At 66.5% G+C, this 14,457-nt stretch carries 18 protein-coding genes; 11 read left to right on the top strand and 7 right to left on the bottom strand.

Annotated elements, in window-relative coordinates:
* The first annotated feature begins 57 nt into the window (after positions 1–57).
* Positions 58–249 carry a hypothetical protein gene (locus IFT82_RS06105; RefSeq protein ID WP_192125431.1) on the top strand — a complete coding sequence of 64 codons (192 nt, stop codon included), beginning with the start codon at positions 58–60 and terminating at the stop codon, positions 247–249.
* Between the two features lie 294 nt (positions 250–543).
* Here the strand turns inward: IFT82_RS06105 and IFT82_RS06100 are convergent, their stop codons facing one another.
* Entirely contained in the window at positions 544–846 is a 303-nt protein-coding gene (locus IFT82_RS06100; RefSeq protein WP_192125430.1) for a polyhydroxyalkanoic acid system family protein, read from the bottom strand.
* A gap of 2 nt (positions 847–848) precedes the next feature.
* Positions 849–1,271, bottom strand: coding sequence for a VOC family protein (locus tag IFT82_RS06095; protein WP_192125429.1), 423 nt, complete (start codon positions 1,269–1,271; stop codon positions 849–851).
* 98 nt (positions 1,272–1,369) lie between these two features.
* On the opposite strand from IFT82_RS06095, the gene lnt reads away from it, so the two are divergent.
* The 7 genes from lnt to IFT82_RS06060 all read left to right on the top strand — a co-directional run bounded on the left by lnt (position 1,370) and on the right by IFT82_RS06060 (position 7,841).
* On the top strand, positions 1,370–2,893 hold the full coding sequence (gene lnt, locus IFT82_RS06090) for an apolipoprotein N-acyltransferase (protein ID WP_192125428.1): 1,524 nt from the start codon (positions 1,370–1,372) through the stop codon (positions 2,891–2,893).
* A 40-nt stretch (positions 2,894–2,933) separates the two neighbouring features.
* Positions 2,934–4,154: a methionine adenosyltransferase gene (gene metK / locus IFT82_RS06085; protein WP_192125427.1), complete on the top strand. Its 1,221-nt coding sequence runs from the start codon at positions 2,934–2,936 to the stop codon at positions 4,152–4,154.
* A 167-nt stretch (positions 4,155–4,321) separates the two neighbouring features.
* On the top strand, positions 4,322–4,714 hold the full coding sequence (locus IFT82_RS06080; RefSeq protein ID WP_192125426.1) for a hypothetical protein: 393 nt from the start codon (positions 4,322–4,324) through the stop codon (positions 4,712–4,714).
* 47 nt (positions 4,715–4,761) lie between these two features.
* Complete coding sequence (locus tag IFT82_RS06075) at positions 4,762–5,364, top strand: TIGR02466 family protein (protein ID WP_192125425.1); 603 nt, start codon at positions 4,762–4,764, stop codon at positions 5,362–5,364.
* Between the two features lie 90 nt (positions 5,365–5,454).
* Positions 5,455–6,555 carry a redox-regulated ATPase YchF gene (ychF, locus tag IFT82_RS06070; protein ID WP_192125424.1) on the top strand — a complete coding sequence of 367 codons (1,101 nt, stop codon included), beginning with the start codon at positions 5,455–5,457 and terminating at the stop codon, positions 6,553–6,555.
* Positions 6,556–6,583: 28 nt separating this feature from the next.
* The gene (locus IFT82_RS06065) at positions 6,584–7,279 is read left to right on the top strand and encodes an HAD family hydrolase (RefSeq protein ID WP_192125423.1); all 696 of its coding nucleotides are present in this window, start codon (positions 6,584–6,586) and stop codon (positions 7,277–7,279) included.
* 109 nt (positions 7,280–7,388) lie between these two features.
* Complete coding sequence (locus tag IFT82_RS06060) at positions 7,389–7,841, top strand: MaoC family dehydratase (protein ID WP_192125422.1); 453 nt, start codon at positions 7,389–7,391, stop codon at positions 7,839–7,841.
* A 21-nt stretch (positions 7,842–7,862) separates the two neighbouring features.
* Here the strand turns inward: IFT82_RS06060 and IFT82_RS20765 are convergent, their stop codons facing one another.
* The 4 genes from IFT82_RS20765 to petA form a co-directional block, all read right to left on the bottom strand.
* Entirely contained in the window at positions 7,863–8,477 is a 615-nt protein-coding gene (locus tag IFT82_RS20765; protein ID WP_244646539.1) for a hypothetical protein, read from the bottom strand.
* A 188-nt stretch (positions 8,478–8,665) separates the two neighbouring features.
* Positions 8,666–9,514 carry a cytochrome c1 gene (locus IFT82_RS06050; RefSeq protein WP_192125421.1) on the bottom strand — a complete coding sequence of 283 codons (849 nt, stop codon included), beginning with the start codon at positions 9,512–9,514 and terminating at the stop codon, positions 8,666–8,668.
* Between the two features lie 19 nt (positions 9,515–9,533).
* Positions 9,534–10,820, bottom strand: a complete 1,287-nt coding sequence (locus IFT82_RS06045) for a cytochrome b (RefSeq protein ID WP_192125420.1) — start codon at positions 10,818–10,820, stop codon at positions 9,534–9,536.
* 11 nt (positions 10,821–10,831) lie between these two features.
* Entirely contained in the window at positions 10,832–11,416 is a 585-nt protein-coding gene (gene petA, locus IFT82_RS06040) for a ubiquinol-cytochrome c reductase iron-sulfur subunit (protein ID WP_192125419.1), read from the bottom strand.
* A 165-nt stretch (positions 11,417–11,581) separates the two neighbouring features.
* Here petA and IFT82_RS06035 point away from each other — a divergent pair, with 165 nt between their 5' ends.
* The 3 genes from IFT82_RS06035 to IFT82_RS06025 all read left to right on the top strand — a co-directional run bounded on the left by IFT82_RS06035 (position 11,582) and on the right by IFT82_RS06025 (position 13,665).
* Positions 11,582–12,052 carry a tRNA (cytidine(34)-2'-O)-methyltransferase gene (locus tag IFT82_RS06035; RefSeq protein ID WP_192125418.1) on the top strand — a complete coding sequence of 157 codons (471 nt, stop codon included), beginning with the start codon at positions 11,582–11,584 and terminating at the stop codon, positions 12,050–12,052.
* A gap of 76 nt (positions 12,053–12,128) precedes the next feature.
* Complete coding sequence (gene hemF, locus IFT82_RS06030) at positions 12,129–12,986, top strand: oxygen-dependent coproporphyrinogen oxidase (RefSeq protein ID WP_192125417.1); 858 nt, start codon at positions 12,129–12,131, stop codon at positions 12,984–12,986.
* 64 nt (positions 12,987–13,050) lie between these two features.
* Positions 13,051–13,665 carry a GNAT family N-acetyltransferase gene (locus tag IFT82_RS06025; RefSeq protein ID WP_192125416.1) on the top strand — a complete coding sequence of 205 codons (615 nt, stop codon included), beginning with the start codon at positions 13,051–13,053 and terminating at the stop codon, positions 13,663–13,665.
* On the opposite strand, the gene IFT82_RS06020 is transcribed toward IFT82_RS06025, so the two are convergent.
* Positions 13,632–14,438: a hypothetical protein gene (locus IFT82_RS06020; RefSeq protein WP_192125415.1), complete on the bottom strand. Its 807-nt coding sequence runs from the start codon at positions 14,436–14,438 to the stop codon at positions 13,632–13,634. The two genes, IFT82_RS06025 and IFT82_RS06020, sit on opposite strands and share 34 nt — an antisense overlap.
* Between the last annotated feature and the right edge of the window lie 19 nt (positions 14,439–14,457).

Raw genomic sequence — 14,457 nt, 5'->3', positions numbered from 1 at the left:
ACTTTGCAGGGTTACTTGGGGTTCAGACAACAACAATTGCCGCAACGGAGAACTTCCATGGCCCTCACGACCGCCGGCGCCGCAGCATGCGCCAAGTGCCGCTTCTTCGACACCGAAGCTTCGAGCGACTCGCTCGGCCTATGCCGTTACAACCCGCCGATCAGCCAGCCCAGCGGCGACACCGCCGGCGTATGGCCGAAGGTCGAGGCCAGCGACTGGTGCGGCCATTTCGAGCCTGCCGCCGCGTAATCGCGAGCGTACATCGCTGAAGACGACACCGGTCGCGACGATGGTCGCGGCCGGTGTCGTCGTTTTCGGGGGTGGTCGGCGTATCGTGTCCACCAATGGATGTCGCGTGATGCGCCGCTGAAGTGCGATGACAGAAAGCCCATCCCATCGTCATTGCGAACACAGCGAAGCAATCCAGGGCCCGGCGCGTGACGCTCTGGGCTGCTTCGCTATGCTCGCAACGACGGAATGGATCGAACTAATGTCTCGCGATCCGCGCCTTCACCGGGCACAGCTGCAATCGGGCAAGAAGCCCTATTTCAGCAGCTTGGGCGCCTCTTTCGCGATCGCGTCCCGTACCTTGCCGGCGAACAGGCCAAGGAATCCCGGCAAGTCGACGACCGCATGGACCTTCTCCTCGAAGATCGTGACGGTCGACGCGATCGTCTGCCCCAGCGCGGTGACGGTGAAATGCAGCACATCCCCCTCCCAGCGGTGCTGGACGGTGCCGCCGCCTGGAATCTTCTCGGTGATCCGCCCGATCCCGCCGTCGAGCCGCTGGCGAACGCCGTCCTTGCCAAGGCGATGGGGAATATCGAGGGCGATGGGCTGGCCCATGGTCAATCCTTGGCGAAGATGGCGGCGTCGTCACCGAACGCCTTGAATTCCAGCGCGTTGCCGCTGGGGTCGGAAAAGAACATCGTCGCCTGCTCGCCTGGCTGCCCCTTGAAGCGGACATGGGGTTCGATGCCGAACGTCACGCCCGCCGCGCGCACCCGCGCCGCCATCGCGTCCCAGTCCGCCATCGTCAGCACCACGCCGAAATGCGGGACCGGCACGTGATGGCCATCGACCGGATTCGCCACCGCGACGGGATTCGCCGCCGGATCGAGATGCGCGACGATCTGATGCCCATGCAGATCGAAATCGATCCACTGATCGCTCGACCGCCCCTCCGCACAGCCCAGCACCCCGCCGTAAAAGGCCCGCGCGGCGGCGAGATCGTGGACGGGAAAGGCGAGGTGGAACGGGCGCAGGGTCATCGTGCCACGCTACCTATCCCGTGCGCCCGCGGAAAGAGCCAGTTTCGCAGTCCTGCCAAGGATTGCGATGTGGCGGCCGCCCACCCATAGGCAGGGCGATGGTCCGTTTCCCCGCCCTCGCCTGCATCCTGCTCGGCGCCGTCGCCGCCTGCGGTTTCGCGCCGCTCGATCTGTGGCCGTTGACGATTGCCTGTCTGGCGATTTGGATGGCGCTGATCCATGCCGCGCCGACGTTCCGTACCGCCCTGTCGCGCGGCTGGCTGTTCGGGCTGGGGCACTTCACCGTCAACAACAACTGGTTCCAGCACGCGTTCGACTTCCAGGACGCGATGCCGCCGGTGCTGGGCTATTTCGCCGCGGTCGCGCTGGCGTTGTATCTCGCGATGTTTCCGATGGCGGCGGCCGGCATCGCCTGGGGGTTCCGCGGACGGGTGCCGGACATCGCCTATGTGCTGTTCTTCGCCGCCGCCTGGATCGCGACCGAGTATCTGCGCGCGGTACTGTTCACCGGCTATGCGTGGGACCCGCTGGGCGTCATGTGGCTGCCGGTGATCGGGGTCGCGCGGCTGTCGGCATGGATCGGCACCTATGCGCTGTCCGGGCTGACGATCGTCGTCGCCGGGGCGCTGTTGCAACTGGCGCGGCGGCGATGGCTGTTGCCGGCGATCGTCGTGCCCGCGACCGGCCTCGCCACCCTGTCGGCGCTGTGGACCGATGCGCCCGGCGCGGCGCCCGGCACGCCGCTCATCCGCATCGTCCAGCCCAATATCGGCAACGAGGAGCGCGAGGGAGCCGGCGAAGGGTCGCTGGCCGCGCTCATCCGCCTGTCGGGCAAGCCGGGACCAGTGCAGCGGCTGATCGTCTGGCCGGAAGGGCTGGTGCAGGACATGCTGGAAAGCGGCTATCCCGACTATGCCTATCTGGGCCGCCCCCCCTTCTGGCTGCGGACCCGCATCGCCGCGGTGCTGGGGCCTCGCGACAGGGTGATGACCAACGCGCCGCGACTCGCCTTCGACGCGGACGGCAATATCGTCGGCGCCGCCAATTCAGTGCTGGCGATCGGCCCCGATGCCCGCATCGTCGGGCGGTACGACAAGGCGCATCTGGTGCCCTATGGCGAGTATCTGCCGATGCCGTGGCTGTTGAAGCCACTGGGTCTGGCGCGGCTGGTGCCCGGCAGCATCGATTTCTCGCCGGGACCGGGGCCGCATGCGCTGGCTTGGCCGGGGTTCGGCGCGGTCGGTATCCAAATATGCTACGAGATCATCTTTTCGGGTGAGGTGGTCGATCCGGCCCTGCGCCCCCGCCTGATCTTCAACCCTTCCAACGATGCGTGGTTCGGCCGCTGGGGCCCGCCGCAGCATCTGGCGCAGGCCCGGATGCGGGCGATCGAGGAGGGACTGCCCATCGTCCGCGCCACCCCCACCGGCATCTCCGCGATCATCGCCGCCGATGGCCGCCTGCTCGCTACCGTCCCGCATGAGACGGCGGGTGCGATCGAGGCGCCGATCCCCCCCGCCCTGATCCCGACGCCGTTCGCCCGGATCGGCAACGCGTTGGCCGCTCTCGTCGCACTGCTGCTGGTCACGGCCGGCGTTGCCATTCGGCGCGGGGAACGATAAAGCCGATATAAAGCTATCTTTATATCTTTATGAGGCCCTCATGCGCTCTTCATATATCTTCACGTCCGAATCGGTGTCGGAGGGTCATCCCGACAAGGTCGCCGACCAGATCAGCGACACGATCGTCGACCTGTTCCTGTCCAAGGATGCCGAGGCGCGGATCGCGTGCGAGACGCTGACGACGACCAACCTCGTCGTCCTCGCCGGTGAAATCCGCTGCAAGGGCGTGTACGAGAATGGCGAGTGGGCAGAGGGCGCGCTGGCCGAGATCGAAGCTGCCGTGCGCGCGACGGTTCGCCGCATCGGCTACGAACAGTCCGGCTTCCACTGGGAAACCTTCACGTTCGAGAATAACCTCCACGGCCAGTCCGCCGAAATCGCGATGGGCGTCGACGAAGGCTCGAACAAGGACGAGGGTGCCGGCGACCAAGGCATCATGTTCGGCTATGCCACCGACGAGACGCCCGGCCTGATGCCGGCGACGCTCTATTACAGCCACAAGATCCTGGAGACGATGGCCGCCGATCGCCATTCCGGCCAGGCGCCGTTCCTGGAGCCCGACGCCAAGAGCCAGGTGACGCTGCAATACGAAAACGGCGTGCCGGTCGCCGCGGTGGCGCTGGTGGTGTCGACCCAGCACAAGGCGGGATATTGCCTGCAGGGCCAGAATGCCGACGCGGCGAAGTACGACGAACTGAAATCCTATGTCACCGGCGTGCTGACCAACACCCTGCCTGCCGGCTTCATCACCGATGCGACCAAGATCTACATCAACCCGACCGGTGCGTTCGAGATCGGCGGGCCGGACGGCGACGCCGGGCTGACCGGGCGCAAGATCATCGTCGATACGTACGGCGGTGCCGCCCCGCATGGCGGCGGCGCCTTCAGCGGCAAGGACCCGACCAAGGTCGACCGCTCCGCCGCCTATGTCGCGCGCTATCTGGCGAAGAACGTCGTCGCCGCCGGCCTCGCCAAGCGTTGCACGATCCAGCTGTCCTACGCGATCGGCATCGCCGAGCCGCTGTCGGTCTATGTCGATACGCACGGCACCGGCACGGTCGATGAAGCGACGCTGGAGCGGGTGCTGCCCCAGCTCGTCCGCCTGACGCCGAAGGGCATCCGTCAGCATCTCAAGCTGAACGCGCCGATCTACGTCAAGTCGGCCGCCTATGGTCATTTCGGCCGCGATCCCGAGGGTGATCTGTTCACCTGGGAAAAGACCGATCTGGTCGATCAACTCAAGGCCGCGGTCGCCGGCTGATCCCGGCTGCGCCTGCTCCGGCAGGCGGTACTATCCTGTCGTTGCGAACACCCGTCGAACCGGTCATCCGGTACGGCGGGTGTTCGCTTATGCGCTTCGTTTCGGTTGACCGTTACCCGCAAACAGCATAGTGAGAGGCATTCTCATTAGCGGGTAGAGCACGCCTGATGTATGACCTGATCGACCGTTCCGTCGCCGATCTGCCGCCGTTCGAGCGGTTCCTGCTCGATGCGACCCGCGCCTGGGTCCATGCGCTGACGCTGGCCGGATCGCCCGACACGATGACGGCGGGCGGATTCGCCGAGCATGGCGGCGCGGATGCCGCCGCGGCGTTCGACACGGCGATGCGGGTGCTCGATCGCGCATCGACCGAGACGCTGGTGTTCCAGCGGCCCTGCCATTCCACCGTCGAGGAAACCGAAGCGGTGGTGATCGCGCTGTGGCGCCTGATCCGCGACGACCGGATCGCCCCCGCCCGCGGTGCCGCCGCCGCGCTGGTCGGCGACGAAGCCGGTACGTTGGTGTCGGCAATGGTCCGCGCGGCGGTCCGGCTGGGGTGATCCTCAGCGGTTGACACCACCCCGTCATGCACCGCACGCCAGGGCGCATGACGGTACGACAGCTTTTCCCTACACTCCTCTACGAAGACCGGCTCGGCGACGATACGTTGATCGCCGATCTGGACCATTCGGTCCGCATATTGGCCGCCGAGGACGGGGCCGGTCGCCGCTGGTGCCGCGAGCATGGATATCGCGGCTATACCTCCTATGCGTCGCTCAACGACCTGCCGATCCGCGACCCCGTGTTCGCCGACCTGAAGCGCCTGCTCGACCGCCACGTCGCGCGTTTCGCGGATGCCTGTGCGTTCGATCTGGGTGGCAAGCGGCTGAAACTGGACAGCCTATGGGTCAACCTGCTGAAATCCGGCGGGCATCACGGCGCGCATCTGCATCCGCACAGCGTCGTCTCCGGCACGCTGTACGTGACGATGCCCGAGGGTGCGGGCGGGTTGAAGCTGGAGGACCCGCGCCTGCCGATGCTGATGGCTGCCCCGCCCCGCCGTGCCGATGCACCCGCAGGGATGGCGACGTTCCAGACCGTGCGGCCCGAACCCGGTACCGTGCTGCTGTGGGAAAGCTGGCTGCGGCACGAGGTCGTCACCAACGCCGCCAAGGGCGACCGCATCAGCATCAGCTTCAACTATCGCTGACGCCGCGCCGGGACCCGTCTTCCCGACATTGAGCATCATGCGTCGGCGCGCTAGAGGGAGGTCAACTCCCCCTTACCATCAGGAACGACCATGGGTTTCCGCTGCGGCATCGTGGGCCTGCCCAATGTGGGCAAGTCCACCCTTTTCAACGCCCTGACCGAGACGGCGGCGGCGCAGGCCGCCAATTATCCGTTCTGCACGATCGAGCCGAACGTTGGCAACGTGGCGGTTCCCGACCCCCGGCTGGAACAGCTCGCCGCGATCGCCGGCTCCGCCAAGATCATCGAGACCCAGCTCGCCTTCGTCGACATCGCCGGGCTGGTGCGCGGCGCGTCGAAGGGCGAAGGGCTGGGCAACCAGTTCCTCGGCAACATCCGCGAGGTGGACGCGATCGTCCACGTCCTGCGCTGTTTCGAGGATGGCGACATCACCCATGTCGAAGGCAAGGTCGATCCGATCGCCGATGCCGAGACGGTCGAGACCGAACTGATGCTGTCGGACCTCGAAAGCCTCGAAAAGCGGGTGCCGAACCTCGTCAAGAAGGGCCAGCAGGGCGACAAGGAAGCCAAGTCCGCCGCGGTCGTGCTGGGCCGCGCGCTCGACCTGCTGCGCGAGGGCAAGCCCGCACGGCTGACCGTGCCGGCCGATGCCGACGAGGAGAAGGCGTTCGCGCAGGCGCAGTTGCTCACCGCCAAGCCCGTGCTCTACGTCTGCAACGTCGACGAGGCGAATGCCGCCGACGGTAACGAATTCTCCGCGCGCGTCTTCGCCAAGGCAAAGGCGGAAGGGGCGGAGGCGGTCGTCGTCTCCGCCGCGATCGAGGCGGAGATCGCGACCATGCCGCCGGAGGAACGCGGCGAATTTCTCGGCGAACTGGGCCTGACCGAAACCGGTCTCGCCCGCGTGATCCGCGCCGGCTACAAGCTGCTCCACCTCCTCACCTTCTTCACGGTCGGGCCGAAGGAAGCCCGCGCATGGACCGTCGATGTCGGCGCCAAGGCACCACAGGCGGCAGGGGCGATCCATACCGATTTCGAGCGCGGCTTCATCCGGGCGGAGACGACCGCGTTCGACGATTACATCGCCTGCAAGGGGGAAACCGGCGCGCGTGATGCGGGCAAGCTGCGGCAGGAAGGCAAGGAATATGTCGTGCAGGACGGCGACGTGATGCTGTTCCGCTTCAACGTCTGACCGGTTGGCCACGGCGGGAGTACAACGCATGACGATCCGGCTGATCTGCCTCGATGCGGACGACACGCTGTGGCACAACATGCGTTTCTTCGACGAGACGCAGGCGGCGCTGGCGGCGATGCTGGTGCCATTCGCCGATGCCCCCGCCGCGCGGGCGGCACTGACGGCCTGCGAGATCCGCAACCTTCCGCATTATGGCTACGGCGCCAAGGGCTTTACGCTGTCGATGATCGAGACGGCGATCGAACTCGGCGGTGACCGGCTCCCGGTGGCGGTGATCGCCGATATCCTCGCCGCCGGCCGCCGGCTGATGGCGCATCCGGTCAAATTGCTGGAGGGGATCGCGGATACGCTGGACGCGCTCGGCCGTCGTGCCGCGCTCGTGCTGGTGACCAAGGGGGACCTGTTCCATCAGGAAGCCAAGCTTGCCGCTTCTGGCCTGGGCGACCGGTTTGCCGGCGTGGAGATCGTCAGCGACAAGACGCCTGATGTCTTCCGCCGCCTGTTCGCCCGGCACGGCGTCGCCCCTCATGAGGCGGTGATGGCAGGCGATTCGATGCGGTCGGATGTACTGCCGACGCTGGCGGCCGGCGGCTGGGCCGCGCATATCCCCCAGCCGCTGGCCTGGAGCCACGAACAGGCGGATACCCCGGCCGACCATCCCCGCTTCCGCCGTCTGGCGCGGCTGGCCGATCTGCCCGACTGGATCGATACGATCGCCTGACTGCGGTCGGCGCATGACCCTTCATACCAGACGAACCCGGTCGCATTCGTCCTGACCAAGGCTGGACGAAACCGCGGCATGGCCCGAAGGTATCGGTGAGGAGACGATCATGCGCTATTTCGAGGATGTGGAGGTCGGCAGCACGGCCGGCTTCGGGGATTATGCCGTCACCCGCGAAGAGGTGATCGACTTTGCCCGCCGGTACGATCCGCAACCGTTCCACCTGTCCGACGAGGCGGCAGCCGCGACGCATTTCGGGCGGTTGTCCGCTTCCGGCTGGCACACCTGCGCGATGACGATGGCGATGATCGTCGAGCAACTCGAGCGGCACGGCGAGGCGGGGTTGGGATCGCCGGGAATAGACGAACTTCGCTGGCTGAAACCCGTCTATCCCGGCGACCGGTTGCGCTGCGAAAGCGAGGTACTGGAGAAGCGACGTTCGGCCAGCCGTCCGGCCATGGGCATCTATCGCAGCCGGATGACGGTGTACAATCAGGACGACGTGGCGGTGATGGGGTTCATATCGAACAGCATGATCGCGACGCGGACGGCCGCTGGCTGACCGTCCGCGCCGAGCATCCGATCAGGGGGTGTTGGAGGTCGGACGACCACCGCTCCGTGGTCCTCGCCCGCCACCACTGAACGGACGATCGCCGCCCCGGCCACCCTGTCGCACCGTCCGATTTTCCTGCCGGGTTTCGCGCCAGGCACGGCGCACGTCCCCGCGATACTCACGTTGCGCCTGCTGCCTGCCGGCACGGGCCTGATTACGGTCGATCACGCCATTGCGGCGGGCCTGCCGGATATCGCGGACATCGCCGCGATAATCACGCCGTTCCCGACGCACGTCGCGTCGGAAATCGGCCCAATTGTTCCGCACCTGACCGTTGCGATAACCACCGCGGCGCCCCTCCCAATAGCGGCGCTGCCCGTCGTTCCAGACCTGGCGACGACGCTGGCGATCATAGACGTAGACGCCCGTGCCCGGATAATAATAGTCGCCGTACCAGCCATAATAGGGCGACGCATAGCCGCCGGCCAACCCCGCATAGCCATAATCCGGACCATAGGGATCGTAATAGCCCGCCGATCCGTAACCGACATTGACGCCCGAATAGCCATAGCCATCGGTGCATCCACCCAATCCCGCACCGATACCGACCAGCAGGCCGAGCAATCCGAACGTCCGTGCGAACATCACACCTCTCCCATACAACGGGTGACAGCAGGATAAGCGCTGTCAACAAGGGTCAACGTGGCTGTACCAACCTTCGTTCCCCTGACGTTCCCTGCCGGTGCATGGCTGAACCGGGGTTGAAGCGAGACGAAAAAAGGGCGGCTGGAGTTTCCCCCGCCGCCCCCGGATGCCGTTATGTGACGTGACCGTCAGTGTTTGATGTCGCGCCAGACGTTTTGATACGCGCCCCAGGCGAGGAAGCAGAAGATCAGCAGGAACACGACCGAGGCGAAGCCGGCGGCGTGGCGCGATTCCAGCTTGGGCTCGGCGGTCCAGGTCAGGAATGCCGCGACGTCACGCGACATCTGGTCATGCGTCGCGCGGGTGCCGTCGGTATAGGTCACCTGCCCATCCGCGGTCAGCGGCGGCGGCATCGCGATGTTCAGGTTCGCGAAATACGGATTGTAGTGCAGCCCTGGCGGCGTCTTCGATCCGGGGAACTCCTTCACCAGCTCGGCCGGCTGGTTGCGATAGGCACCCGGGCCGATCAGCGAATAGAGATAGTTCGGCCCGTCATGCCGTGCCTTGGTGATGAGCGACAGGTCGGGCGGCAGGGCGTTGTTGTTGGCGGCACGGGCGGCGACCTCGTTGGCGAAGGGCGACGGGAAGTGATCGCTCGGCACGTTCTTGCGCGTCGTCGCCTCGCCCGTGTCGGGATTCACCGACGGCGTCTCGATCACCCACTGGTTGGCGATCGCCTTCACCTCGGGCTCGGAATAGCCGATCTCTTCCAGATCGCGGAAGGCGACATATTTCAGGCTGTGGCAGGCGGCGCACACTTCCTTGTAGACCTGGAAGCCACGCTGCAACTGGCGGCGGTCGAACTTGCCGAAGAAACCGGCCGATGACAGCCCGGCGTCCTTCGGATGCAGGTGAAACTCATGCTCCGCGCTTTCGGGCGCGGGATCGGTGATCGCGGTGGACACAGTCCCCCAGAGCGCGAGCGCCAGCACGAACGTGAAGGCCGCGCCGACCAGCATTGCGATGAAACGAACCATGTTGCGTATCCGTCCCTTGTCAGTTCGCCAGCGCGGTCTGGGCGGGGCTGGTGCCCCCATGCTTGGTCAGCACCGCCTCCGTGATCGACCCCGGCAGCGCGCGCGGCCGTTCCGACCGCGACACCAGCGGCAGGATCACGAGGAAGTGGAGGAAGTAATAGGCCGATGCGATCTGCCCCAGCACGACGTTGCGCGCATTCGCCTCCGCCCCGCCGACATAGCCGAGCAGCAGCACGTCGAAGAGCAGCACGATCAGGAACGCCCGGTATTTCGGCCGGAAGTTGGACGAGCGCACCGGCGAACTGTCGAGCCACGGCAGGAAGAACAGCAGCAGGATCGACCCGAACATCGCCAGCACGCCCCACAGCTTGGCCGGGATGATGAAGTCCGCGGTGAAACTCTTCAGGATCGCGTAGAAGGGCAGGAAATACCATTCGGGCACGATGTGCGCGGGCGTCGAGAGCGGGTTCGCCTCGATATAATTATCCGGATGGCCCAGCAGGTTCGGGCTGAAGAAGATCAGCGCCGCGAAGATCAGCAGGAACACGCCCAACCCCACCGCATCCTTGGCGGTGTAATAGGGATGGAACGGCACCGTATCCTGTTCGCCCTTCACGTCCACGCCGGTCGGATTGTTCGAGCCGGGGATGTGCAGCGCCCAGATATGCAGGATGATGACGCCCGCGGTCACGAACGGCAGCAGGTAATGCAGCGAGAAGAAGCGGTTGAGCGCGGCATTGTCCGGCGCGAAGCCGCCCAGCAGCCAGACCCGGATCGTTTCGCCCACCAACGGTATCGCCGAGAAGAAGCCGGTGATGACCTGCGCACCCCAGAAGCTCATCTGCCCCCAGGGGAGGACATAGCCCATGAACGCGGTCGCCATCATCAGCAGGAAGATGACCACGCCGAGCAGCCACACCATCTCTCGCGGCGCCTTGTACGACCCGTAATACAGGCCACGCCCGATATGGATGTAGACGACCAGCAGGAACATCGACGCGCCGTTGGCGTGCGCATAGCGCAGGAACCAGCCGGCGTTCACGTCGCGCATGATGCTTTCGACCGAGCCGAAGGCGACGCCGGCATTGGCGGCATAATGCATCGCCAGCACGATGCCGGTGATGATCTGGATGCCCAGCGCCGCGCCCGCGAGCACGCCGAAATTCCAGAAATAGTTGAGGTTGCGCGGCACCGGATAACCGGCGCCGACCGCGTTGTAGACGAGGCGCGGGACGGGAAGCTTCTCGTCCAGCCACCGCATCAGCGGTTGCTTCGGCTCATAATGCTTGGCCCAGGGAAAGCTCATGTGCGGCTACCTCAACCCACCGTCACGACGGTGTCGGAATTGAACGTGTATTCGGGAACGTGCAGGTTGGTCGGTGCCGGTCCCTGCCGGATGCGCCCGGCGGTGTCGTAGGCCGAGCCGTGGCACGGGCAGAAATAGCCGCCGAACGGCCCCTTGTTCTCGCCCTCGCCCGCGCCCAGCGGCACGCAGCCGAGATGGGTGCAGACGCCCAGCGTGATGAGCCAGTTCTTCTTGCCCGCCTTCGTCCGTTCCTCCAGCGACTGGGGATCGCGCAGTTCGTTCAGCGACACCGCATCCGCTGCCGCGATCTCCGCGGGCGTCAGGTTGCGCACGAACAGCGGTTGCTTGCGGAACGAGGACTTGATCGCCTGACCGGGCGCGATCTTCGAGATGTCGATCTCGGTCGATGCCTGCGCCAGCACGTCGGCCGACGGGTTCATCTGGTTGACCAGCGGCAGCACGATCGCGATCGCGCCGACTCCGGCGAACGATACCGCGGCGATATTGATGAAGTCGCGACGGCGCGGATCGTGGACCTCTTCGTGAAGAAGCGCCGGGTCTTCGCCCGGGGGAAGCTGGTCTTCGACAATCGCCATGCAGTGTAACCCTCACCTGTATCGCGGATCGGCGCCATGAAACGGCACCCGCCCGCCAGCCTTCTGTTCCGTCCCCACGGCTGGCCGTCACCTGTGTTAGCCGCCGCGCCGCCGCTTTGCCAACAGCATTTTGCCGCGTCACCAAAGCCGCTAGGGACTGGCGCCATGAGGATCGCCCTTTATCAACCCGATATCGCCGGCAATGTCGGCGCCGTTCTGCGCACCGCCGCCTGTCTGGGGGCGGGTGTCGACCTGATCGAGCCGATGGGATTCCAGTGGGACGACCGACGCGTCGCGCGGGCGGGCATGGATTACATCGATCACGTCGCCCTGACCCGCCATGTCGATTGGCCGGCCTTCGCCGCGCAGGCGACCGGGCGACTGGTGCTGCTGACGACGCGCGGCGCGACACCGCTGCACGATTTCGCCTTCGCGCCCGACGATGTCCTGCTGTTCGGGCGGGAGAGCGCGGGCGTCCCCGACGAGGTCCACGCCCGCGCCGATGCCCGCGTGGTGATCCCGATGGCGCCGCCGCTACGCTCGCTCAACCTGTCGGTTTCCGCCGCGATCGTGCTGGCGGAGGCGCTGCGCCAGACCGGCGGCTGGCCGGGATCGCAGCCGGGATCGCGGCCATGATCGCGGCCATGATCGCGGCCATCGGGACATTTTGCCGCCTCGACGCGCGGCCTTGCCCGCCGCTACAGGCCCGCTGATGCAGCCGCTCGACGACGAACAGACCCAGGCCCGCCACTGGTTCGAACATCTCCGCACCCGCATCTGCACGGCGTTCGAGGATATCGAGCGGGAGGCGGGATCGGACGCCGCGTTCGATTACATCGCATGGGATCGCACCGATCCGTCGGGCGAACCCGGCGGCGGCGGGGTGCGCGGGGTGATGAAGGGCCGGGTGTTCGAGAAAGTGGGCGTCAACGTCTCCACCGTCGCGGGCACGTTCGAAGGCGATTTCGCGCGCACCATCAACGGCGCGGGTGAGGACCCGCGCTTCTTCGCCACCGGCATCAGCCTGGTCGCGCACATGGCCAATCCGCATGTGCCCGCAGTGCATATGAACACCCGGTTCCTGGTCACCACGAAACGCTGGTTCGGCGGCGGCGCCGACCTCAATCCGCCGCTGCCGATCGCCGAGGATACCGACGATTTCCATGCCGCGCTGAAAGCCGCATGCGATCGCCACGATCCCGATTGCCATGCCCGGTACAAGGCGTGGGCGGACGAGTATTTCTACATCCCCCATCGCCAGGTCCATCGCGGCGTCGGCGGCATCTTTTACGACCATCTGGAAACGGGGGGCGACGCGGCCGCATTCGATCGCGCCTTTGCCTTCACCCGCGGCGTCGGCGAGGCGTTCCTCGACGTCTATCCGCGCATCGTGCGGCGGCGGATGGCGATGCCCTTCACCGATGCCGACATGGCGGTGCAGCGCGCATGGCGCGGGCGCTATGTCGAATTCAACCTCGTCCACGATCGCGGCACGCTGTTCGGGCTGAAGACCGGCGGCAACGTCGATGCGATCCTGATGAGCCTGCCGCCGGTCGCGACATGGGATTGATCCCGAAGTTTCCCGCGGGAAACTTTCGTCGGCCGGCCGCTGGCGGAATAGCGGAGGCGCGCCGGTGGCGCTGACCGCCGTCGCCCCCGATCAGCTGGCAACGATCGTCACCACGCTGGAGATGCGCACCCGCCCGCCGCTTCGCCCGATGCCCGCATCGTCGTTCCGGCTGGTGCGCTGGGACCGGCCGGACAGCGAGCGCTATCGGGCGCTGTTCCGCCGGATCGGCGCGCGCTGGCTCTGGTTCTCACGATTGGTGATGCCGGATGCGGCGTTGCGGGCGATCCTCGACGATCCGGGGATCGCGGTGTTCGCGGCGGTCGACCGGGCCGGGATCGAGATCGGCATGCTAGAACTGGATGCCCGCACAGCCGGCACCTGCGAACTGTCCTATGTCGGACTGATCCCCGAACTGGCGGGCAAGGGCCATGGCGACTGGCTGATGGCGGAGGCGCTGGCGCGCGCCTGGACCAAGGGGATTACCCGCGTCTGGGTCCATACCTGCACGCTGGATCATCCCGCCGCGCTCGGCTTCTATCGCCGGCACGGCTTTATCCCGGTCGCGCGGACGGTGGAGACGTTCGCCGATCCCCGCGTGTCCGGCATCCTGCCCGCCGACGCCGCGCCGCAGATCCCGCTGCTCGCTCAGCCCTCGCGGTCGTCCACCACCGCGACGTAAAGCTGCGCGGTGAAGGCGGCGGCCACCACCGAGAACAGGCTGGTCACCGCCGCGCTTGCCACGCCGGCTAGGAACCCAATGGTGGGCACCGCATCCGCCCCCAGGATCAGCCGGGCGACCAGCCCCACCGCCGTCTGGACCGCCAGCATCGGCACCAGCAGCACGATCGCGAACAGGATCATCACCCCGATGATCTTCAGCGTCAGCCCCCGCGTCAGCCGGAAAGAACGCATCACCGCGCCCAGCCCGCGGCGTTCGTTCAGGATCACCGGGTTGAGCAGGATCAGGCGCGCACCCACCACGAAGGCGACGACCACCAGCACCATCGAATACAGGCCGATGAAGCCCGACACGCCCGCCGGCAGCGATTGCACCGCGACGTTGCCGCGCGTCAGGTCGATCCCGGCGTTCAGCATGGCAAACACCGGCGGCACCAGCGCCAGCGCGAACAGCACCCCCATCGCCAGGATCACCCCCAGCGCCGGCAACAGCCGCGCCGTCGCCTGTCGCCCGGCATCCGCACGGGTCGTGGCGGGATGCGTCGCCACCGCCAGCATCGCCAGCTGGCCCCAGATGTTCGCGAGCAGCACCGCCAGCGCGACCGCCACGCCCAGCAGCGCGATCGCCCCCGATCCGGTCGGGCCGAACGCGGCCAGCGCGGTGTTGGCGACCGACGGCAGGAACAGCGATGCCACCGCGATCGGCACCAGGATGTTCGCCCGCCCCTTCAGCACCTCTACCGTGCGGTCCCAGACCGTCCCAATCCTGACCATGATCGCAATTCCCCGTTTC

This window comes from Sphingomonas sp. CFBP 8760 (assembly GCF_014841615.1).
In the GTDB taxonomy this organism is placed as follows: domain Bacteria; phylum Pseudomonadota; class Alphaproteobacteria; order Sphingomonadales; family Sphingomonadaceae; genus Sphingomonas.
Note: the sequence above shows the minus strand (reverse complement) of the source record. Positions and strands in the feature narration are given on the sequence as shown.